Genomic DNA, 22816 nt, shown 5'->3' on the forward strand with positions numbered 1-22816 from the left:
CTTTGCTGGCAATTCGGCCTTGTTGATGTAAAACCTCAATCAGCTCTTCAAACACCTCTTGTTTGGAGCTGGCTTGCAGATCGAGTTTGATTAAATCTTGGTTGATCAATTTGGTGATCATAGTGAACCCCTAATGCTTTTCTCGTTTTGTTAGGGGTATTTTGAAATCTATCAGCAGCGCTCTGTAGTGAAGAAAAAATGCATTTACTGGATGATTGTAGCTTGCTTTGGATAGTGTGATTTTGATCGGTAGGTTGGGGTGTTTATCGCTCGGTTTGACTCGCCTTAGTCCCTTTAATATCAGGAGTTTTGAGAGATTTAAGGCTGAATTATTGTGGGGATTTAGCACGGACTTGGCTGGATATTTATCGCCTAAACTGGATTATTGTAACCTTGTTCTCAAATTGTGATTTTGCTCAATAGCGCTATGAGCAGGTAAAGAGTATATCTAATGGTATCGCGCTATTCGCGGCCATAGAGATAGAAACAAATGATTTTCCATGACCTCATTTCGTCGGTATTAACTGAGCGAGAATCTTTTCATAACATTTGGTTCGCAGGGGACTTTCATACGCCTCCGGCGTTTAGCTATCAAGTGAACTTCCCACGTTTAGAACTGGTGCTGGATGGGGAATACGTAAATGAAATGGAAAGTCATGATCGTAAAGTCAGCAAAATTGTCGCCAAGACGGGAGACGCGATATTCGTGCCACCAAACTGTTGGAACAAACCTGACTGGGATACCGATTGTTCGGTGTTAAGCATGCTGTTTGGCCGTCGGCAATTGGGCTTGAGCCTTGTCAGCAAACGAAAAGGAGAAGCGAGCTTTTACGATATTCAAAAGCACAGCATTCAGACGCGATCCGGTTTTGCTATCGATAACATTCTTGAAGCACTCAGCGCGCTTGCCAGAGAGCCGAACAAACAACCAATGGACGAGTTGTTGCTCCAAGCGTTATTGCAATACAGCAAGTCGATGTTGGAAGCGCCAGCGCAGCAATCTCATAGTCGCGTGCAAGATCTGTATCAGGGCATTTGTATTTATATTCAGGAAAACTTCCACCGGCCGATCACCCGTGACAGCATCGCCACGCGGTTTAGCATCTCGGCCAATCACCTATCACGGCTTTTCCGCCAACAGGGGCACATGACCTTAGCGGATTACATTACTTGGGTACGAATCGACCGCGCGAAGTTCATGCTGAAAAAGTACAACTTCAAGCTTAATGAGGTGTCTCTGCGCTGCGGCTTTAAAGACGTCAACTACTTTTGCCGAGTGTTTAAAAATCGCACAGGCCATACCCCAACGGAGTATCGAGGCTCTGTTTAAGGCAGCAGCCTCGACATGCAGTACATCAAGATCGCTTGTAAATCGACACTGCTGCGAGTGAGCAGCAGCCGGTGAGAGATTTGATCGCACAGCAGATTTCGCGTCAGGTTGGTGGCGGCGATGATCTGCTCTCGGTTTGGTTTAGAAGGCATCACCAGTGCTATAGAAAGATGAACCTTGCCCATTTTGGATGCCCAGTCGATCGGGTTGTCGCTGGCGATCACGGCGATAGCGATATGATCAATATTGTCGAACATCACATGCGGCAGAGCGAGGCCGGGAGCAACGCTGGTAGACGAGCGCTCTTCACGTTTAATGAAAGCTAACAACAGCTCATCTGGGTGGCCAGGATGGATCAATTGGGCGAGCCCCTTCAGGCATTCAAACTTGGTGAGCTCGGTATGGGCCTTGGCGTAATACCATTGGGTTTTGCTGGCTGGGCTTAACTGAGGAAGGCGCTCAGCCAATTGGTTGGAAAACTCATAGTTAATTTGCGAGCCAATTAAGGTGTAGTACTCGGCTACCACGTCTTTGAGTACAAAGCAGGCCAGCTCGGCATCAACGCCAATCGCGGTGATCTGGCATAGATCGCCTTGCACTAGCCCTACTTGCATGAGAGCTACCGACTTAGTTAACTCGGCGCTTCGGTTGCGAGTAATGTTGATGATCTGGATGCTGCTTTTGAACTTTTTCGCCAGCTTGCGCAGTGGTTGGGCAATGTGTGCGCTGGCGTCTGAGTCTTCAACAAGAAAGGTGATTTGATACTCGTTCATAAGCCATTAAGCGTCGCGGCAGTGAACTAGAAAGACTTTATCGACGTTAACCAGTACCTCTTCGATGGAGAGGCGCACCACATTAGCTCCCTCGAATCGAGCGGGCTGATCAACATCGATATCAGAGACCAGCAACACTTTGTCGGCAAGGGCGATATCTTGAGGGCTGAGAAGGTTCTCAATCCCCATGGCTCCTTGTGTTTCGACTTTAATTTGTACTTTATACTTCGGCGCAGCTTTTACCAGAGCATCGGCTGCCATATAAGTATGTGCAATGCCTGTGGGACAGGCGGTGACAGCGACAATTTTCACAACAAATCTCTATAAGTCATTTTTGCGGATATTAGCACAGCAATCGCACGCTGTTTTGATTTACCACCAAGATTTGAAAGACCCGCATCACAGTTTAAATGGTGTGTTACATTAATCCAGTTGAGGGTGTTTTCGTCCTATATCTTGGGCAACACCGGCTGGTTAATCTATGTTCGAGCGCGAACACCGGAAGGTATCAATAATGGATATGACAAACCTGATTGAGCTAGAGACAATCTGTTTAGATCTCAAAGCCAACACCAAGCAAGGCGCGCTCGAAGAGTTAGTGGGTATGCTCGATAGTGCTGGCAAATTGGCTGACAAAGAGCAGTTTCTTCGCGATCTATGGAAAAGAGAGCAAATAGGAAACACTGGCTTTGAAGATGGTGTGGCGATCCCGCATGCGAAAAGTGAGGCGGTCGCTCAGCCGGCGGTGGCGATTGGCATCAGCCGAGCTGGTATTGATTATGGCGCAGAGGATGGGGAGCTCTCGGATGTATTCTTTATGCTGGCTTGCCCAGATGGCGATGATCACCACCATATTGAGTTGTTGGCCCACCTTTCTACCAAGCTGATTGAAGAAGAGTTCATTGAGCAGCTCAAAGGCGCACAGAGTGTTGAAGAGGCGAGAGCGCTGCTGACCGATGTCTCTTCCACCAATGACAACCTCGATTTTACTGATCCGGTGGCAATGATTGAGCCCCTCAGCCCTTGGAAGCTCAGGTTAGCCCATATCAAGGAGCACCTTCTGTTTGGTACCTCGCATATGATTCCGTTTATTGTCGCGGGTGGGGTGCTGCTTTCTTTGTCGGTCATGATCTCCGGTCATGGCGCTGTCCCTGATAAAGGCGTGTTGGCAGACATCGCGCAAATGGGCATTGCCGGTTTAACCTTGTTTACGGCAGTCTTGGGTGGCTATATCGCCTATTCAATTGCCGACAAGCCAGGTTTAGCACCGGGAATGATTGGCTCTTGGGTCGCGGTTGACCAATACAATACCGGCTTTTTGGGCGCGATTGTGGTGGGCTTTTTTGCAGGCTCTATCGTTCGACTGCTGAAAAAGATTCAACTACCCGAGAGCATGACGTCTCTCGGGTCGATATTTATTTACCCCTTGGTCGGCACTTTCGCGACCTGCGGCTTAGTGATGTGGATGATAGGTGCCCCCATTGCGAACGCTATGATGATGCTCAACGATTGGTTAACCGGTATGGCAGGCTCCGGCAAGGTGATGCTCGGCACTGTACTTGGTGCAATGACGGCATTTGATATGGGTGGGCCAGTCAACAAAGTGGCAACCTTGTTTGCTCAAACGCAGGTCAATACCCAGCCTTGGTTAATGGGCGGGGTAGGCATCGCCATTTGTACGCCGCCGTTAGGTTTGGCCTTAGCGACGTTCATTTCACCGAAAAAGTTTAAACGCGACGAGCGCGAAGCCGGTAAAGCCGCAGGGATTATGGGTATGATCGGCATCAGTGAGGGTGCTATCCCATTTGCTGCCGCAGACCCAGCGCGCGTGTTACCTGCCATTGTGGCAGGTGGCATCGTCGGTAACGTTGTCGGCTTTATGTTCCATGTGATTAACCACGCACCATGGGGCGGCTGGATTGTGCTGCCTGTGGTGGATGGAAAACTTGGCTACATTGTTGGCACGCTAGCCGGAGCGCTAACCACCGCGTGTATTGTGATACTGCTAAAGAAAAATGTTGTCGATGAGGAAGAGCAAGCCCGCCTAGCTCGTGCTTATCATCAATTTGATGGTGAAGGGGAGGCCGAGGTACTGGCGGTGACTTCATGCCCATCTGGTGTGGCGCATACCTTCTTAGCCGCAAAATCGTTAGAGAAAGCCGCTTACACCATAGGGGTTAAAATCAAGGTAGAAACCCAAGGAGCCGATGGGATCAACAACCGCATTACTGAAACCGACATCGCTAACGCTAAGTTTGTTATCTTTGCGCACGATGTTGCGATAAAAGAGCCAGAACGGTTTAAAAACATTAAAGCGCTCGATGTGAGCACCAAAGACGCGATCTTAAATGCCAGAGCCTTGCTGTACAAAAACTAGCAACCGATTATGAGGCCGCCCCCGGCGGCGATGCTCTTTACTTCACCAAACGGTGGCGCTTTTTTAACAGCCATACCAAGGCTAATTTGTTGTATTAGCGTTCAAATTAGCTAGTAAGTAACCAAACAAACCCCAATGCTGGCTTTTTTTAGGTATTCCACTTGACCTACCCCAATAGAATCATTAAATTAGCGCCTCGTTGGTTAACGAAACCAACCACAATTTGATTCGGTGAGTTGTCCGAGTGGCTGAAGGAGCACGCCTGGAAAGTGTGTATACGGCAACGTATCGAGAGTTCGAATCTCTCACTCACCGCCACATTCTAAAGCCCCAGCAGAAATGCTGGGGCTTTTTCGTTTTAAGTCAGTTTTGTACCCTTTTGAGTCGTGAAATCAAAGCTATACCTATGTTCTAGTGGGTTGTTGTCGCAGACGCCGATCAATCTTGAGCGAAACGGTAAGCCTACGGGTTTGATATCTACTCGATAACCACATACCGGGCATTTGGCTTTGTACACTTTCACTGCTAATCGTTTGATTCGTCCTTCCTTACTCCCAGGCTCTTTTAGCTCGTAATGCAAGACTGCTGACTTTAGGCTCAATGGCAGCATAACGTCTGGAATTGTAGTGATGTTGTTGTTTAGAACATCTATCAAATACCTGAAAAAGATTAAAAAAGCTGCAACGTATAAAATCGTGAACATAATGAACCTAGACAGGAAAGTAGGAGTCACAAGGCCAGCCAATGAAAGGTATAAGAACACAACACATAAGACAGGGAGTATTACAGGGCTACCTGTAAAAAGGAGCATCTTCCAGCGATGTTTGTCCATATCAATGTCGTGTAGCCAGCGGGTGTGAATTGGTAGCTTAGGCACAGACTCAAGGTAATAGTTGATTTCATCGAGATCTTTAGGAGTATCGACAGCCTTTGTAGGATCAAGGCTTTCTAATGGGCTAGTCTCAATCTTTTTTGCATAAAGTCGATAAATGGACTGCTTACCTTGCCCCCCTAAGTTTGACTCCTTGTATATAGCAGGGATGACATCAAAGCCAAGTTCAGCAGCGATACGTTCTAAAGACGGAGCGAGTTCATCCAGTCGTAGATTGAGCTTTTTTAAATACGCATTGAGCCGTGAGCTATTAAAACTAGAGGCTTTCTTATTCGACAAATAGGCTGCTCTCTCGGCCAGTTCACTTGATGTAAAATAACATTCTTCAGTTACCCCAGCTTCGAGGTATGAGCTTTCTTTCACTAAAGAGACCATGGCCTGAAGTACATCCCAAAACATGTTGCTTTTATCATTGTGGGTATAGTCCTGCCAAAATGCTTCCGCTACAGCAATGGCCGCCTTTAGTTCTTCACTACTGTTATTCATGATGTTTCTCTATATGCATTCACAAACCTAATATTACCTAGTATTGCTAGGTAATGCTCTGTTTCATATCGTTTTTCTTAGCCATGATGTTTTCGTTCTTCGAGGGAGCTCCCCTTATTTACTCATATAATTTGAAACGAAAACTGGAGAGAAACATGAGTCATCTAGAAAAAAATATCAGCGCATATGGCTTAATGAACGACCAACTGGTTCATATCGATCAAGTTGAAAGTGGGCTAGCGTGTAAGTGTTCTTGTATAGGTTGTGGCGATAAGCTAGTGGCAAAAAAAGGGGAATTGAAACAGCACCATTTTGCTCATCATGCGATGGACAGTAACGAATGCAGTGAGAGCGCTTTGCACAAAATCTGCAAGCATATTGTTGAAAATGAAAAGCGCATTTTGTCACCAGAGCTAACAGTGTCTTGCCATCAATTTGATCTGGCTGGTATCGAACATGCCAAACATGAAACGCTGGCCGCGGAACTGTTGATGTTTAATGAGGTTCTACTAGAGCAAACGGAGGGTGACTTTATTCCCGATGTGACAGGAGTATTTGACCACCAGCAGAGGGTGTTTATTGAAATTGTGGTGACTAATGACGTGTCTGAAGAAAAGCTGGAGAAGGTGAAGCGCTTAGGTGTTCCGATGATGGCGATTTATGTCTCAGAGCTTGACTTAATGGAACCACTAGAATCGTTGACGGCCAGCGTAATTGAACAAGCGCCAAGAAAATGGATTTACCATCCAATCATTGAACAGCTAGAAACCAGGTTGCGAAACGAACTTGAGTTTGAGATCTCGATAATAAACGAGCGAATGAGATTAGCGGTACTAGAGGAACAAGAGACTAGTAACCAAAGTACTCCTATTGTCCTCAAACAAAATCAAATGCTGCTACTCGGTTATAACTCAGCGCATGGTTACTCACGCAAAAAAGCACGGAACTTCGATTTCTCGATGCTCCATGTCACTAACCCGATTCGTTCAAGTTCAACGGTTAATTATACGGTGAGAGCGAATGGTGGCTATGAAGTGAAAAGCATCTATTTTGATGAAGCGCTATTGCCGCAACTCGCTGCAATGACATTTCCATGTGTTGTTGAGCTAGGAATAAAGGCGGCTTTTATCTCAGGACGCCCAGCAACATTGGTAGATTCAATAACAACCGTTTAATTTGTCTAGCAAAACCTCATCCTAACCAATGCAAAAAATTGCATTTACGATACAATACCTCGCAATAAATCTTGGCTCGGTTTTCGGGGCCAAGTTCATCTATTGAGAAGTATTTATCATCATGGCAAAAGCACCAGCAAAGAAGAAAGCCCCTGCGAAAAAGAAAGGCTTTGAAGAAACCCTTTGGGATACCGCCAACCAGCTGCGCGGCAGTGTCGAATCGTCAGAATACAAACACGTCGTATTGAGCCTTGTATTCCTTAAATTCATCAGCGACAAGTTTGAAACTCGTCGCCAGCAGATGATTGACGACGAGCAAGAAGCTTTTGTTGAAATGAAAGAGTTCTACCAGCAAGACAATATCTTCTACCTCGAAGAAGCTTCTCGTTGGTCATACGTGAAAAAGCACGCTAAACAAGACAACATTGCCGTCATCATTGATACTGCTTTGTCTAATATTGAAAAAGCCAACCCAAGCTTGAAAGGCGCATTGCCAGACAACTACTTCTCTCGTCAAGACCTTGAAGTGAAGAAGCTCGCGTCACTGATCGACACCATCGAGAACATCGACACACTTGCTAATGAGTGTGACATGAGCGAAGAAGACCTAGTAGGTCGAGTCTACGAATACTTCCTTGGTAAGTTTGCTGCAACCGAAGGTAAAGGCGGTGGTGAGTTCTATACGCCAAAGTCTGTCGTAACTCTACTTACGGAAATGCTAGAGCCGTTCCAAGGTAAAATTTATGACCCTGCCTGTGGTTCGGGCGGTATGTTCGTGCAGTCTTTAAAGTTTGTAAAACAGCATGAAGGCCGCACCAAAGACATCGCAATTTACGGTCAAGAGCTGACCTCTACTACCTACAAGCTAGCGAAAATGAACTTAGCCATTCGCGGCTTATCAGGCAACTTGGGTGAGCGCCCAGCGGATACCTTCTTTGCGGACCAACACAAAGATCTTAAAGCCGATTACATTATGGCCAACCCGCCGTTTAACATTAGCCAATGGCGTGACGAGAACGAGCTAACTAAAGACCCACGCTTTTCTGGCTATCGCACACCGCCAACGGGTAATGCCAACTACGGTTGGATTCTGCACATGCTGTCTAAGTTAAGTGAAACAGGCACAGCAGGTTTTGTCTTGGCCAACGGTTCAATGAGCTCAAACACTTCTGGTGAAGGGGAAATCCGCCAACAGCTTATCGAGAACGATGTGGTGGAATGTATGATCGCCTTACCGGGGCAGCTGTTCTACTCAACTCAAATCCCAGTCTGTATCTGGTTTATCACCAAGAACAAGCAAGCCAATGCTGCGAAAGGCTACCGCCAGCGTGAAAAAGAGACGCTGTTTATTGATGCACGTGAAATGGGCACCATGACCAGCCGCGTACACAAAGAGCTAACCGTAGATGATATCGCGCTAATTGCAGACACTTACCATGCATGGCGCAGCGATGACGCAGAGCTAAAAGCCCGTGTAGAGCGTGGCGATAGTAAGCTTGAGAAATATGAAGATGTTGCAGGCTTCTGTAAACAAGCAAGTTTTGATGAGATCAAAGCCAACGATTTTGTTCTCACTCCAGGGCGCTACGTAGGCGCTGCGGAAGTCGAAGATGACGGTATTCCATTTGAAACCAAGATGCGTGAGCTATCCCAAACTCTATATAACCAAATGAACCAAGCTGAAGTGCTAGATAAAGCGATTCGCAGTGACTTGGAGGGATTGGGTTATGGGGAGTAAGGTAAGTATTGGCGATGTTGTTTCCTTATCCCAAGGGTTTGCAGTAAACAGTAAATCTAAGCACCTTATGGGGGATTCAGGGTTACCGTTGCTTCGTATTACAGATTTGATTAATGGGACTGAGGCACAATATTTAACTAAAGAAACTGCACCTACAAAATGTATAGCTCAGAAGCATGAAATTATTTTTACTCGTACAGGTCAAGTTGGATTAGTTTTTCGAGGAAGGGAAGGTGTTGTACATAATAACTGCTTTAAGGTTATCCCTAACGAGGACCTTGTAACACATGATTATATTTATTGGACTTTAAAGCAGCCACATATAATCAAACTAGCAAATAGTGTCGCATCTGGTTCAGTGCAGAAAGATTTGAATCATTCTGCTTTTAAATCAATTGATATCGATTTGATTCCTAAAACGGTTCAAGAACAAAACTGCCAGATCCTCAATAGAATTGAGGAAAAACTAATTTTAAATACCCAAATCAACCAAACTCTAGAACAAATGGCGCAAGTGCTGTTTAAATCTTGGTTTGTGGATTTTGACCCAGTGATTGATAACGCCCTTGATGCAGGCAGTGACATTCCTGAGGTGTTTGAATCCCGAGTTGAACGTCGCAAAGCTGTGCGTGAAAGCGCGGACTTTAAACCGCTGCCTGATGATGTTCGTCGGCTCTTTCCAAGTGAATTTGAAGAAAGTGAATCAGGCTGGGTGCCTAAGGGGTGGGAAACATCGACTGCTGGACAAGAGCTTACTGTCAAAGGTGGTTCAACTCCGAGTACAAAGAACCCTGACTTCTGGGATGGTGGTAATATCAATTGGACTTCACCAAAAGATCTTTCTGATAACGACACCAAGATTATGTTTGAAACATCGCGAAAGATTACAGATGCAGGTTTAGCGAAAATTACCTCTGGACTGTTACCTAGAGAAACAGTTTTGATGTCCTCAAGAGCACCAGTTGGTTACCTAGCTTTGACGAAAATCCCCGTTGCTATCAACCAAGGTTATATTGCTATTCCTGAATCTAGACGATTATCACAAGAATACATCTTGTATTGGCTCGACTCCCAAATGGACATGATAAAAGGATTATCTGGAGGCACAACTTTTGCTGAAATCAGTAAGAAAACCTTTAAATCGATTAGTATATTAGTACCGCCTTGCCCTATTGTTGAAGCTTTCTCAAAAAATGTTGAGGTGTACTTAAACAAAATCTCGAGCAATGTTGGGGAAAGTAGCCTGCTTGCAACTGTGCAGAGCTCACTTCTGCCAAAGCTTATATCGGGTGAGCTGGAGATAATTAGAAGTGGCAAATGATAATAACTTTAGACTTGGTTTAAGTACCAAAGCTATAGCTGAAACCGATACTGCTGTGCATCTCCTTGAGCAAAAAGAGAGATTGGAGTCAGCGATTCAGAGCAGGGACCCATCATTATCCATTGATCTATCCAAAGCATTTCTTGAATCAGTTTTTAAAACCATCATTTCTGATCGAATAGAGGAACCAAATTTACGAAAGGAGTTTTTTCCACTATTCCGTGACGTTAAAGACAGCTTACGGTTTAGTGAAAATGATGATGTTTCCGATAAAATATCACGTTTAGCGGGGTCTGTTGTAAATGTTACAAATGAGCTTCGGAACAAATATGGAGCAGCCTCTCATGGAGGTGATGGCTATCACCAGAATCCGCTCAGAATGGAGGAGCTCGAGTTTGTTCTTTCTTCTGTTGATGGTTTAGCGGCATTTTTATACCGCAAACACCGTGAAACATTAGAGCCCGAGAAGCATTTTCGCATTCAGTATGACGATTATCCCGAGTTTAATGATTGGCTGGATGGTCAGTTTGATGGTTTCTCTATGCATTTGTCTCAAAGTCGAACACTAGAGCTTACGGCAAGCCTGGTGCTTTTTGAACGGGACCCGTCAGCATACAGGGAAATGTTAATTCAGTACTCAGGAACAGAGGAAGAGGACGATGATGATGAGTAATGATTTTTTTATTGAAAGTATCGACCTTGTAGGAGATTTTTGGCCCCTCTAATTAAATATGAATAACAAGGGCTTGCCTTATTTAGTTGTGCTAGGAATTGATACAAAATATGAGCTTAAAATTTACAGAAGCCAAACTCGAACAAGCCATCATTGAGTTGTTGGGGGAGCAAGGCTATCCGCATGTCGTCGGTGAGAAAATAGCCCGTGAAGACAAAGAGCAAGTGCTGCTTCTCGATGACCTACGTACTTACCTTGCCAAGCAATATCAAGCGGACGACATTACTGAAGGTGAGATTGACCAAATCGTCCACCAGCTTAATCGCCTACCTGCTAGTGACTTATACGAAAGCAACAAGACGTTTTGTGATTGGCTTGCGAATGGCTTTTTACTTAAGCGTGAAGACCGCTCCAAGAAAGACCTCTACGTAGAGCTGATAGACACCAAACATTTGGCACAAGCACTGCGATTAATGTTTGTGCCTCTTCTGGAAGACAAAACACCATCTGCTGAGCCAAAAGTCGCAGAAGAGAGTGTTAGCTTTTTCGAACCCGTAGACCAAAACATCTACAAAGTCGTAAATCAATTGAAGATTGAAAATGGTGATGAAGAACGCATCCCTGATGGCATTCTCTACATTAATGGCTTACCGCTCGTCCTATTTGAATTTAAAAGCGCTGTACGTGAAGAGCAAGCGACCATCTATGATGCGTGGGAGCAAATCCACATCCGCTATAAGCGCGCCATTCCTAAATTGTTTGTGTTTAACGCCCTGACGATTATTAGCGATGGCGTAAACAACAAAATGGGTAACGCCTTTGCCCCTTATGATTTCTATTACGCTTGGCGCAAAGTGACAGGTAACGAGTCCACTGAAAAACAAGGCATTAACTCTCTCTACACCATGATAGCGGGCCTGTTTGATAAAACTCGATTGTTAGACGTGTTGAAAAACTTCATCTTCTTCCCAGATACCTCGAAGAAAGAAGTGAAGGTGTGTTGTCGTTATCCTCAATACTACGCAGCTCGTAAGCTTTATTACAACATCGACAAAGAGCGTAAGCCATGGGGTAGCGGTAAGGGCGGTACTTATTTTGGGGCGACAGGTTGTGGTAAGAGCTACACCATGCAGTTTTTGTCTCGCTTGTTAATGAAGAGCGTTGATTTTGAAAGCCCAACCATTGTTCTTATTACTGACCGTACCGACCTAGATGATCAGCTCTCCGAACAGTTCTGTAATGCCAGTGATTATATCGGTGACGAGATGGTGGTTTCTGTCACTAGCCGACAAGACCTCCGTGACAAACTACAAGGAATAAAAAGCGGTGGTGTGTTCCTCACGACTATCCACAAGTTCACTGAAGACATTGAAGTGCTTTCTGACCGTACCAACATCATTTGCATCTCGGATGAGGCGCACCGCTCTCAAGTCAATCTCGATAAAAAGGTCACACTGCAATACAAAGACGGCGTTGCTGTCGATGTAAAAGAGAGCTACGGTTTTGCTAAGTATCTTCATGATTCATTACCTAGTGCAACGTATGTTGGCTTTACTGGCACGCCTATTGATGCAACGCTAGATGTGTTTGGTAACAAAGTAGATAGCTACACCATGACCGAAGCGGTCAATGATGACATCACAGTTCGTATTGTTTATGAGGGGCGAGCCGCAAGAGTGATTTTGGATAACAGCAAGCTCGAAGAGGTCGAAAAATATTACCAAGATTGCGCGGAACAAGGGGCTAGCGAGCATCAAATTGAAGAGAGTAAAAAAGCCTCGGCCAATATGAATGCTATCTTAGGTGATGAAGACCGCTTGGAAGCATTAGCCAAAGACTTTATCGTCCATTATGAAGAGCGTGTCGCAGAAGGTTCGACAATCAAAGGCAAGGCAATGTTTGTCTGCGCTAGCCGCGAAATCGCCTACGACTTCTATAAGCAAGTGAAGCTGCTGCGCCCTGAGTGGTTCGAAATTAAAAAGTGCCTAGAAGGTGAAACCTTAACTGAACAAGAAGCTAAAGAGATCCTGCCTTTGGCAATGGTACAAATGGTGATGACTCGTGGCAGTAACGATGAAGACGAGCTTTACAAGTTGCTCGGAACCAAAGATTACCGCAAGTCGCTAGATGCTCAGTTTAAGCGCCCGAAATCTAACTTTAAGATCGCGATAGTCGTGGATATGTGGCTAACGGGTTTTGATGTACCAGAGCTCGACACCATCTATATCGATAAACCACTACAGAAGCACAACCTGATTCAAACTATCTCACGTGTAAACCGTAAGTTTGAAGGCAAAGACAAAGGTTTGGTCGTTGACTATATCGGTATTAAGTCTCGAATGAACCAAGCACTTGCGATGTACTCAAAGGCCGATGAAAGTAATTTTGAGGATGTGCAACTCTCGGTAGTAGAGGTTAAGAATCACCTCGATCTGCTGGGTAAAATGTTCCATCACTTTGACCATTCCGGATACTTTAGTGGCGAACCTAGATTGCAGCTTGAATGCTTAAATCTTGCCGCAGAGTTTGTCTTGGTGAACAAGAAGAATGAACATCGCTTCATGGGCTTAGTGAAGCGTTTAAAAGCGGCTTATGACGTATGTTGTGGTAGTGAGTCGCTTTCTAAGCAAGAACGCGACTTGATTCATTTCTACATTGCTGTTCGGTCAATCATTTACAAGCTGACCAAAGGTGATGCGCCAGACACGGCACAAATGAACAAGCATGTTCGCGAATTAGTGGCAGAAGCGCTGCGTGCTGAAGGCGTAGAAGAAATTTTCACTATTGGTGAAGAGCAAGCAGAATCCATCGATATCTTCGATGACGAGTACATGGAGCGAGTTCTAAAGCTTAAACTGCCTCATACCAAAATCCAGTTACTACAAAAGCTGCTAGGCAAAGCCATTAGTGACTTTAAAAAGGTAAACCAGCTCAAAGGTGTCGACTTCTCCAAGCGCTTACAATCGCTGGTGGACCAATACAACGAGCGCCGAGAAGGTAACGAACTACGAGGTGAGGAGTTCGAGCCATTCGTGGATGAGATGTTTGAGGGTATCATTAAAGAGATGACGTCTCTAATGAGCGAGATGGTAACTGAGCTCACCTCGTTCGAAGACCTCGGTATCGACATGGAAGAGAAAGCGTTCCTCGATATCTTGGAGCACATGCGCACCAAGTATGAATTTGAATACGAAGACGACAAGATGCTAGAGCTCGCCAAAGAGATGAAAGTGATTGTCGATGACGTTGCCCAATACCCTGATTGGGCAGGGCGAGATGATATCAAAGCCAAGCTTAAGGTAGACCTGATTTTGCTACTGCATAAATACGGCTTCCCGCCAATTGCAAATGATGATGTTTATAAAGGCGTGCTAGAGCAGGCTGAGAATTATAAGAAAGGTAAAGGTTAATGAGTAGTGAGTATTTTACGCAGTATCACATTGATTTGCTTACCAAGTGGCAAGGCCGAAGAAGCGATAGAGATAACCCAGAGCAGAAAGCCGACTATAGAACTTTGAAACAAGCTTACGATATTGTTGGTAAGTGGGCTGAAGCTGTAAAGGAAAAAGTCTTTCCGCGAGGCCGAGTCAAGATTAGGCGCAGTCCCGTGAACCAAGGTGGTAATTTTTTCCCTTACTTATGGGCAAAGATTTATCCGACATTTGAAAGTCCTGAGGCACTTGCATATACAGTGCACATATCGACAGATGACCTTGCAGTAAAGATCGATACAGTAAGTGCCTCTAGTGCTTTAACCGCACAGTACGGTGTATTGCGTGGTGATTATAACAACTCTAGCATTGTTGCACGTTTAAGCCATGATGATGCGCTATCTATGACTTTTGAAGAGTTGGTTAAATGGACTAGCGAGTCAATCAATAACTTTGGTTACACATATGATGAAGTAGCTAGAAAGTTAAATCTAATGGAGGTGGAAGAGGATACGGTGAACAAAGAACAAGTAAGCGATGGTGTGTCGACTGTCATCGCGCCTCTAAACCAAATACTTTATGGTCCACCAGGAACAGGTAAAACCTACCATACGATTGAAGCCGCTGTTCAAGCCGCAGAACCTGATTTTTACGCTAGATTAGACATTGATGCGGAAGTTGGTGCAACAGAGACACAAAGAGATTCACTAACGCAAAAATACCGAACACTGACTGATGCTGGCCGAATTCGATTTGTTACATTCCATCAAAGCTATGGCTATGAGGAGTTTGTTGAGGGGCTAAAGGCCAACTCAGAAGAGGGTGAGATCTCTTATGATGTTGAGAAGGGAGTTTTTAGACAAATATGTGATCAAGCAGCTAAGCACACAACGGAAAGAGCAGCGTCAAAATCTCATAGCTTTGAGCTGAGCTGGCAAGCTTTTTCTGAACAACTGGCTGAAAAGGAAAGCCTTGAAATCAAAATGTCTCAAACGTCTTTTCGTGTCATAGATTTTAATGCCAAGCGTATTTTCTTTGAGAAAAGTAATGGCAAAAAAGACCACACTCTTAGTATCAATACATTGAAAGAGATCTTTGAGGGGGCACGAGATTACACATCAGGTCTTGGTGTTTACTATAATCCGCTAGTCCGTTATTTAAAGGATTTAGTGCCAACCGAACAGAAACAAGCAATAAAACGTCAAAATTATGTATTGATTATTGACGAAATCAACCGTGGTAATATCTCTAAAATCTTTGGTGAGCTGATCACTCTGATTGAACCTTCAAAGCGAAAAGGTGCGAAAGAGTCGCTGGAAATCACACTCCCTTATTCAGGCGACAAATTTGCTGTCCCAGATAATCTGCACATAATCGGCACAATGAATACGGCCGACCGATCTCTGGCGATGATGGACACTGCATTACGTCGTCGCTTTGACTTTAAAGAGATGATGCCAAAACCAGAGTTGTTTACAGATGAAGAAGTGAAAGGCATTAATTTATCTAGGCTACTTGAAACATTGAATAAGCGCATTGAAGTCCTTTATGACCGTGAGCATACCCTTGGTCATGCATTCCTATTTCCTGCTTACAATGCAGCAAAATCAGGCAACCATGAGCTTGCGTTTTTTGAGCTGAAAGCGGCATTTAAAAATAAGATCATCCCTCTACTTGAGGAGTACTTTTACGAGGATTGGAACAAGATTCGGTTGGTTCTTGGTGACAGCTTGAAACAAGATGAATCTTTGCATTTTCTACAAAAGACGGATGACTCATACACTGATTTATTTGGCCCAAACCACGGGTTAGATCTGTATGAAGATAGTAAGGTTACTTATTCAATTAAGCCGTTTAGAAAAGGTTCTGTTTGGGATAACCCTCAAGCTTACAAAGCCATCTATGCCAAAGAGAGTGAGTCAGTTGCGTGAAAGCCAAGCAAGAGATAACTCTCTTTGAATATGACTGTTTAGTTAGTGAAGACGTTGTGCAAGAGCAAAGCGCAACGTCACACATTCAAGCTATTTCAAAATCAGCTTATGAATACCTTAAGCAGCTTTGCTTGGGCGATGAACGAGAAAACCGTTTAATTCAGTTACGTCGCCGAAGTGGTATGGAAGTGCTACAAGTTCAAAACTACGCAGGAGTGATATTCACGCCTGATAAAACTCAAATTGAAGTGTTACCCAAAATTGGCAAAAGCTTTAATAGTGAGTGCACTGAAAGTGATTGTGTTAGAGCGCGCCAGACACTGCTTATCATGTTGCGTGCTTTAAAGGGCTTTTCGCACATTCAAACATCAAATGCGAATATCGCCCGCCAAAGAATGCCTTTGCTCGAAGTGTTTATTGGCCAATTTTTGCAATCGGTAAATACACTTGTGAAGCGAGGGCTAAGAAGTGACTATGTACGTAGGGAAGATAACCTAAGGTTCCTAAAAGGAAAACTCAATGTAAGTAAACAAGTCAGACATAACTTCGTTAATAAGCAAAGGTTTTACTGTGATTATGATGAGTTCTTGCTGGATCGTCCCGTTAATCGATTAATTCATAGCGCCCTAAGAAAAGTCAAAAAACATACTCGAAGTGCAGCTAACCAGAAGCTATTACAAGAACTAGAGTTTGTATTTCGTGAGGTGCCTGAGAGCCGAAACTATAAATTTGATTTTTCAAAAATCAGGCTTGATAGAGCGATGAGTTATTACCTGGTACCTCTAGATTGGTGTCGACTAATCTTAGAAGGCTTTGCTCCACAGACGATGAAAGGGGGCGCGAACGCAGCTTCTCTTTTGTTCCCTATGGAGAAGGTATTTGAAGACTACGTTGCTAACGTCTTAAAAGAACAACTAGTGGTCAGCCATCCTAAGCTCACTGTTAGTACACAAGTTACTGGTGAATACCTTGCACGTTATGGCGGCAGGAGCAAGTTCAGCTTACGCCCGGACTTGATCATTAAGGAAGGAAGCACCAATAAAGTCGTGCTCGATACTAAGTGGAAGCTTCTCAATACCAAGTTAAATAATTCAAATATTTCCCAATCGGATGTTTACCAATTGTTTGCTTATGCGAAAAAGTATTTGGCGGATGATGAGAGTGGACAAGATGTGGTGCTTATTTACCCTCGTCAAGATAACTTTGATGAAGCACTGCATTTCCCTTTTGAATTGGGAGATGGGCATAAGCTTTGGGTTGTACCATTCGATATATCAGAGAAGAAAAGTTCGGGCATCAGATGGCCATCATCTTTCAACTTGGCCTCTAGTACTATAGTTCTTCAACTACACTCAAACTAATTCGAGTGTAAGGAAAGACTCTAAGAGTTAGATTATCAAAACACTTCGCAATAGGTTGAGTAATCGCTGCTTTGTTAACAGAAATCTCTAAACGTATGGTTGATTTGTAGGCCCATGGAGTATCAACAAACAAGTTTGTTGATATATTTATTTTAGAAGTGACTTAATTGCCAGCAAAACTAAAGAAAACTCGGTAAGGCTGAAAACGAAATGGTGATTTCATATGTACTTTTGAAATCACAGATTAAGCGGTTATTGCTGGGCTAAGGCGTTCGGCACAGAGATAGAATGGAAGTTGATCCGTGGCATTAGAGTTGTACCTTGAACGGTTCCAAAACTTAAAGATGAACAGTGCAAGTGGCAGGAAAAGCCCGCACAAGGTGTGTATGCTTTTGGCTGTGATGGATCTCATCCAAGCTGGGCATATCGCAACCAACCGAATCTATTTGAACTCAGCGCTCAAGGAGCGGTTTACCCATCATTTTGACAACTTAGCTCAGGCTAAAGATAAGAACACGCCAGATAATCCGTTTTTTCATTTGAGGAGCGAAGGCTTTTGGCACCTTTCATACGAAGACGGATACAACAGTTCGAATACCCGTCGCTACTCAGCAAAATCAGTCAACTACGTGTATCTCGATAATGAGCTTTTTGACTACATGAAAAGCTACATTGTTGCCAATGAGATTAGAGAAGCCTTGGTGTCGAACTTATCGGATTTGGCCAGCTTGTATTATCAATGGCTGGTCGATATTGGCAAATCGGAGAAAACAGCGCGTAATTACTTGGGCGCAATCAAAGGTTCGATTTCTAATTGGCTGATCGACGCCGGAGAGCTCGAACAACCTCTTACGAATATCAATTCCTACCGCAGATTCCTTAGCTATGAAGAAAAGGTAAGAAAGCTAGAGCAATTCCAACTTCGAGATAGTAAAGGTAAGGGGATGTACAGTGCTGCCTTGTCTCATTACCAAAAATTCCTCGCCGATGTCTCTCAAATCGATGTCAACGCAGACATCAAGCAAGTCATGTCAGACAAAGCACTATCAGACACTGAGAAAAGCATACTTGTGAAGACACGGATGGGCCAAGGCGGTTTTAGAACCAAGCTGATTCAGATGTGGGGAGGATGCGCTGTTACAGGGTATCGCAATACTCAGTTGCTTCTGGCGTCACACATTAAACCTTGGCGAGACTCAAATAACGAAGAGCGTTTGGATAGATTTAACGGTCTTCTGTTGTTGGCAAACCTAGACAAAGCGTTCGATCTTGGGTTCATCTCCTTCAATGACCAAGGAAAAGTGATGATCTCTAGTCAGCTAGAATCACCTGATGCTATAGGGTTGGATGAAAACATGTCATTCAACATTGCCGCTGAACATAAGCGCTATCTTGCCCACCACAGGGCAGAGCTGTTTAAGGGATTTTGATATAGGTTTCCCTAGGCTCCATTAGCCGCAAGTTTTTGATTAATTTACGTTGCATCCCTTATGCAACTAAATGATATGTTTTGAGAGTTCGATTAAGGTCTCATTTTGTGCGTCGATTAGCGCTCATCCGAGACCAAAAAATCAAAGCTAAGAAGCAACTTAACAGCGTCGTCAAAGATAAGATTGGCTCTCCCGTGATTCTTGCCGGGGCACTGGGTACTTATCAGTATGCTGGGACGGATTATTTGATCAGTATTTGCCAAGAAGTGGCGTAAAGCTTCGCATTCCTTTTGTGCTCCATCTTGATCATCGTGAAGAGCTTGGTATTTGCAAAGTTAATGTTGCGCCAGAGCTTAAAATAGCCTTTTAAAATGCGTTAAAGCAGAATTTTTAAGAATATCCTGACACGAATGATCCAAAGAATATATCACGCTGGGCAAGATCGCAATGAAACAGATCGTAACGGAAAAGATAATAATGTGTAACGGGGAGGGAATAATTTAACGTTATTTTAATTTAGGTAATTACTCCCCTATATTCTACTTTTTATTTAATTGCCGTGGCGTTAGGTTGTTTTTACGTCATTTTATTTTTATTTCCAAATACTCACTTGTGGGTTATTTCTGAATGCCTTGTAAGATGCAAGGTAATGTCTTTTATACTCTTCCTTATTTATTCGAAAATGAAACAAAATTACGTATTAAATACTTCGGTGTGATCCCTGTAAGTTGTTGTAATTAATGGCTTTTCTTTCGATATTAGACCGGTTTTTGCCAAATTGACAGGGTGGTTTTCTATCTATATATTCGCCAAGAATTTTTATTATATTCAAATGGTTGAGTGCTTGATAATAATGGGAAAGGAAATCTTTCTTTATTGTCTTTCTTATTGTTCTGTTAGTAATTATTAATGTTACCAATGGTACTCTAACGAAAAATAACGTTTAATCCACTTTCTATCATCTGATGATTTATTCTTACTGGGCTATAAAGTAGCAACATGATTATTGTAAGAAAATACTCACAAGGATAGTGGCCATTAATCACATTACAACCATGTAATCTGAGTGGAAAAGATAAATTTAGCTTATGTGTTATTCGAAGCACATATCTTAATTTAATGCTGACATTTATTTGACAGGAATAGTCAAATAAATGTCTATTCTCCTCGCGCCCCATAACCTAAGACGTTTACAGGTTTGCTGATGACTTCAAGTAGAGCATTAAAGTTTGCTGATGACGGGTATGCCACTTTATATAAAGTGGCTGATTTTCTAATGATTAATTTTTCGCTGTCCGTTCTTTTAAGTTGGCTAGGAAAAACAGAAACCGCTGTTGATGTAGCGGCGGCATTTATCTTCTCGATGGTGTTTCTAGTCGTAGGGCAGAGCGCACAGCTCTATCGCAATGATGTGATTCGCCGCATTGATGCGTCCATTGTGCGTCTCATTTTAGTGACCGTACTTTCCATTTTTCTTATGGCGATTGCGCGTTATGTATTTGCGGGTATGGAAGGTGTAAACATTAGTAACTTGACTGTCGGCGTTTTCAATACTTGGTGTTTGGTGATCTTCTCCGTTGCGGCGATGTTGCGTCTATTGGTCATTCGCTGCTCACACGTTTTGCGTAATGTTGGTGAAGCTAAAAAACGTATTGCCATTATTGGTATGACACCTGCGGGTTTGGCGATTTCTAATTCGATCCACAAGGACAACCAAAACCAAACTATGGACGTCGCATTTTATGATGATCGAGATGAAGAGCGCTTTGGCTACATGAACTCCGTTCCTCACCTTGGCGAAGTTCAACTGGCGCTGGATAAGGCACGTGACGGAGAGTTGGACGAAGTCTACATCGCTCTCCCTATGGTGGCGAAGGATCGCATTCGTCAATACCTAGATGCTTTGTCGAACAGCACAGTAGACACATTCATAGTGCCTGATTTGTACACCTACAACTTGAACGTTTCGCAAGTGAAGTCGGTGGGTGGTGTTCAAACGTTCAGCGTGTTCGGCTCCCCATTTGATGGTGTGGGTGCACTGATTAAACGTATTGAAGACATCATTATTGGTTCGGCAATTACGTTGATGATTTCTCCGGTGCTTATTGCAGTGGCAATTGGCGTAAAGCTTAGTTCTCCGGGGCCTGTGTTGTTCAAGCAAGACCGCTACGGTCTAGGCGGAAAGAAAATCAAAGTGTGGAAGTTTCGTTCCATGAAGGTGATGGAAAACAGTGCCGTAGTGACACAAGCGACCAAAAATGATCCGCGTGTCACTAAGTTTGGTGCGTTCATTCGTCGCACGTCATTAGATGAGCTGCCGCAGTTTTTCAATGTGATTCAAGGGACGATGTCAATCGTAGGGCCAAGGCCTCATGCGGTTGCACACAACGAAGAGTACCGTGTTCTTGTCGATAACTATATGGTTCGACACAAGATCAAACCGGGCATTACGGGTTGGGCGCAAATCAACGGCTACCGTGGGGAAACGGAAACCGTAGACAAAATGGAAAAGCGAATTCAGTTCGATATCCAATATATGCAAAAGTGGACTTTGTGGTTGGATCTTAAAATTATCTTTTTAACGATATTCAAAGGTTTTGTAAGTGAGACTGCATACTAGTGCGTTCTTGGGCTTGCTTGTTTGCTTGCCTGTTAGAGCAGAATTAACACCAAAGCCACATGTAGGACCAGGTGGGATTGAGTTCCAGTCCCGTTTGGAAACAAGCAGTGGTACCAATGACAATGTGACATTTCAGAGTGATCCTGAACAAGCACACGATCTTTTCTATGTTGAGGTTGCCCCTTATTTAGAGGCGGTGGCTACCCACGGTGCAGATAAATACACCTTGAGATACAACATGGATTATCGTCGCTATAAAGACTCTCTAGCAGACGATTACATCAATCAGTTCATGGAGTTTGAAAGTGCGTGGCGCTTTGGCAAGAAAATGGGCCTGACTTGGCACATCTCTCAAGCATTGAATCAAGAGCTTCGAGGTCAAGGCGTTACCGAAGGATTCAGTTACGACCAGTTTAAAGAGTTCGGGCTGACCAAATACGGGATTCGTAATAACTATATTGATACTGGCTTGCTTTATAGCTATGGCGCATTAGATGGCCGTGGTCGACTAGATATTGGCTTTACAACCAAAGAGTTAACCTTTCGCGATACGCACCATATTGAAGATGCTAGCGAGGAGTTTTACCAATATTTGTTAGGCCAAGAGTTTCAAGAAAACAGCTTGGCCGTGGATCTCTATGATCAAGCCAGCAGAGATAGCCGTTTTCGTTACAGCTTCATCACCAATAAACGTAACTATCACGATAACAAACTGAAAAATAGTACTGAGCATTATTTCCTGTTTGGTTTAGATACGGCATTGACAGGAAAAACGGCTCTAGATGGGAAAATTGCTTTGTTGCAAAAGCAGTTTACTAACAACCCAGAGGCGGAAACCTTCCGCGGTATTAATTGGGATTTAGCAGCACATTGGACTCCGGTTAAGCAAGCAACGTTTAGTTTATTTAGCTGGCAGAAGCTTGAAGATCCGGATGAGGCTGGTGGATACATTCTGAATAGTCACATTGGGGCAGCGTGGAAACACCGTTGGTGGGGGGAGCGCTTAACGTCTCGTGTGGAGTATGGGTTTGAAATGGATGATCATCGAACACCATACACTGATCGTCATGATCAAAATCACTTGGCCAAAGTGTCACTAGGATATGACATTCGGCCGTCAATACGCGTAGAGCTGAACTACTTATGGAACAAACTGAACTCAAGTAAAGAGACAGAAGGTTTCTATATAGGTAGTGAGGACACTGCGCAATGGGTTGAACGTCAGTTAGGTTATGACCAGTCGGAGATCCAATTGCAGTTGAAGTTGCAGATATAAAG

At 43.8% G+C, this 22816-nt stretch carries 16 protein-coding genes, 1 tRNA gene and 1 pseudogene; 14 read left to right on the forward strand and 4 right to left on the reverse strand.

The features are described from left to right. A partial coding sequence (locus RH45_RS23360; RefSeq protein ID WP_008076828.1) for a PTS sugar transporter subunit IIA occupies positions 1-121 on the reverse strand: 121 nt, incomplete at its 3' end. Between the two features lie 369 nt (positions 122-490). Here RH45_RS23360 and RH45_RS10495 point away from each other — a divergent pair. After that, positions 491-1330 (forward strand): helix-turn-helix transcriptional regulator, encoded by an 840-nt coding sequence (locus tag RH45_RS10495; protein WP_008076829.1) that lies wholly within the window; start codon positions 491-493, stop codon positions 1328-1330. Here the strand turns inward: RH45_RS10495 and RH45_RS10500 are convergent. Then, positions 1327-2103: a PTS sugar transporter subunit IIA gene (locus tag RH45_RS10500; protein ID WP_008076831.1), complete on the reverse strand. Its 777-nt coding sequence runs from the start codon at positions 2101-2103 to the stop codon at positions 1327-1329. The genes RH45_RS10495 and RH45_RS10500 overlap by 4 nt on opposite strands. Positions 2104-2109: 6 nt before the next feature. After that, a complete protein-coding gene (locus RH45_RS10505; protein ID WP_008076833.1) occupies positions 2110-2415 on the reverse strand; it encodes a PTS fructose transporter subunit IIB in 306 nt (101 codons plus the stop codon). 202 nt (positions 2416-2617) lie between these two features. Between RH45_RS10505 and RH45_RS10510 the strand changes: the two genes are divergently transcribed. Next, positions 2618-4480, forward strand: coding sequence for a fructose-specific PTS transporter subunit EIIC (locus tag RH45_RS10510; protein ID WP_008076835.1), 1863 nt, complete (start codon positions 2618-2620; stop codon positions 4478-4480). Positions 4481-4710: 230 nt separating this feature from the next. Beyond that, positions 4711-4798, forward strand: a tRNA-Ser gene (locus RH45_RS10515). A 40-nt stretch (positions 4799-4838) separates the two neighbouring features. Here the strand turns inward: RH45_RS10515 and RH45_RS10520 are convergent. Further along, complete coding sequence (locus RH45_RS10520) at positions 4839-5858, reverse strand: hypothetical protein (protein WP_008076838.1); 1020 nt, start codon at positions 5856-5858, stop codon at positions 4839-4841. A 155-nt stretch (positions 5859-6013) separates the two neighbouring features. Here RH45_RS10520 and RH45_RS10525 point away from each other — a divergent pair, with 155 nt between their 5' ends. The 11 genes and pseudogenes from RH45_RS10525 (at position 6014) to RH45_RS10570 (ending at position 22814) form a co-directional block, all read left to right on the forward strand. Next, positions 6014-7033: a hypothetical protein gene (locus RH45_RS10525; RefSeq protein WP_008076840.1), complete on the forward strand. Its 1020-nt coding sequence runs from the start codon at positions 6014-6016 to the stop codon at positions 7031-7033. Positions 7034-7154: 121 nt separating this feature from the next. Continuing rightward, complete coding sequence (locus RH45_RS10530) at positions 7155-8771, forward strand: type I restriction-modification system subunit M (RefSeq protein ID WP_008076842.1); 1617 nt, start codon at positions 7155-7157, stop codon at positions 8769-8771. Next, positions 8761-10092 (forward strand): restriction endonuclease subunit S, encoded by a 1332-nt coding sequence (locus tag RH45_RS10535; RefSeq protein ID WP_008076844.1) that lies wholly within the window; start codon positions 8761-8763, stop codon positions 10090-10092. Before RH45_RS10530 ends, RH45_RS10535 begins: the two co-directional genes overlap by 11 nt. Beyond that, a complete protein-coding gene (locus tag RH45_RS10540) occupies positions 10082-10765 on the forward strand; it encodes an abortive infection family protein (RefSeq protein WP_008076846.1) in 684 nt (227 codons plus the stop codon). Before RH45_RS10535 ends, RH45_RS10540 begins: the two co-directional genes overlap by 11 nt. A 110-nt stretch (positions 10766-10875) precedes the next feature. Continuing rightward, complete coding sequence (locus RH45_RS10545) at positions 10876-14175, forward strand: type I restriction endonuclease subunit R (RefSeq protein WP_008076848.1); 3300 nt, start codon at positions 10876-10878, stop codon at positions 14173-14175. Beyond that, positions 14175-16127: an McrB family protein gene (locus RH45_RS23730; RefSeq protein WP_008076849.1), complete on the forward strand. Its 1953-nt coding sequence runs from the start codon at positions 14175-14177 to the stop codon at positions 16125-16127. The genes RH45_RS10545 and RH45_RS23730 overlap by 1 nt, the downstream gene beginning before the upstream one ends. Next, positions 16124-17488, forward strand: a complete 1365-nt coding sequence (locus RH45_RS10555) for an McrC family protein (protein ID WP_008076851.1) — start codon at positions 16124-16126, stop codon at positions 17486-17488. The genes RH45_RS23730 and RH45_RS10555 overlap by 4 nt, the downstream gene beginning before the upstream one ends. A 302-nt stretch (positions 17489-17790) precedes the next feature. Beyond that, the gene (locus RH45_RS10560; protein WP_039958508.1) at positions 17791-18918 is read left to right on the forward strand and encodes an HNH endonuclease; all 1128 of its coding nucleotides are present in this window, start codon (positions 17791-17793) and stop codon (positions 18916-18918) included. A 179-nt stretch (positions 18919-19097) separates the two neighbouring features. Next, positions 19098-19240 (forward strand): annotated as a pseudogene (locus RH45_RS23890) (class II fructose-bisphosphate aldolase); the annotation flags it as partial. 882 nt (positions 19241-20122) lie between these two features. Next, entirely contained in the window at positions 20123-21538 is a 1416-nt protein-coding gene (locus tag RH45_RS10565; RefSeq protein ID WP_008076866.1) for an undecaprenyl-phosphate glucose phosphotransferase, read from the forward strand. Then, a complete protein-coding gene (locus tag RH45_RS10570; protein WP_008076868.1) occupies positions 21522-22814 on the forward strand; it encodes a hypothetical protein in 1293 nt (430 codons plus the stop codon). Before RH45_RS10565 ends, RH45_RS10570 begins: the two co-directional genes overlap by 17 nt. The last annotated feature ends 2 nt before the right edge of the window (positions 22815-22816 follow it).

The organism is Vibrio sinaloensis DSM 21326, assembly GCF_000189275.1.
Taxonomy (GTDB): domain Bacteria; phylum Pseudomonadota; class Gammaproteobacteria; order Enterobacterales; family Vibrionaceae; genus Vibrio; species Vibrio sinaloensis.

Excerpts from the sequence above, each read along its gene's own strand:
- RH45_RS10520 (WP_008076838.1), bottom strand. The coding sequence starts at position 5,858 with ATGAATAACAGTAGTGAAGAACTAAAGGCGGCCATTGCTGTAGCGGAA.
- RH45_RS10545 (WP_008076848.1), top strand. The coding sequence starts at position 10,876 with ATGAGCTTAAAATTTACAGAAGCCAAACTCGAACAAGCCATCATTGAG.
- RH45_RS10495 (WP_008076829.1), top strand. The coding sequence starts at position 491 with ATGATTTTCCATGACCTCATTTCGTCGGTATTAACTGAGCGAGAATCT.
- RH45_RS10525 (WP_008076840.1), top strand. The coding sequence starts at position 6,014 with ATGAGTCATCTAGAAAAAAATATCAGCGCATATGGCTTAATGAACGAC.
- RH45_RS10510 (WP_008076835.1), top strand. The coding sequence starts at position 2,618 with ATGGATATGACAAACCTGATTGAGCTAGAGACAATCTGTTTAGATCTC.
- RH45_RS10530 (WP_008076842.1), top strand. The coding sequence starts at position 7,155 with ATGGCAAAAGCACCAGCAAAGAAGAAAGCCCCTGCGAAAAAGAAAGGC.
- RH45_RS10565 (WP_008076866.1), top strand. The coding sequence starts at position 20,123 with ATGACTTCAAGTAGAGCATTAAAGTTTGCTGATGACGGGTATGCCACT.
- RH45_RS10500 (WP_008076831.1), bottom strand. The coding sequence starts at position 2,103 with ATGAACGAGTATCAAATCACCTTTCTTGTTGAAGACTCAGACGCCAGC.
- RH45_RS23730 (WP_008076849.1), top strand. The coding sequence starts at position 14,175 with ATGAGTAGTGAGTATTTTACGCAGTATCACATTGATTTGCTTACCAAG.
- RH45_RS10535 (WP_008076844.1), top strand. The coding sequence starts at position 8,761 with ATGGGGAGTAAGGTAAGTATTGGCGATGTTGTTTCCTTATCCCAAGGG.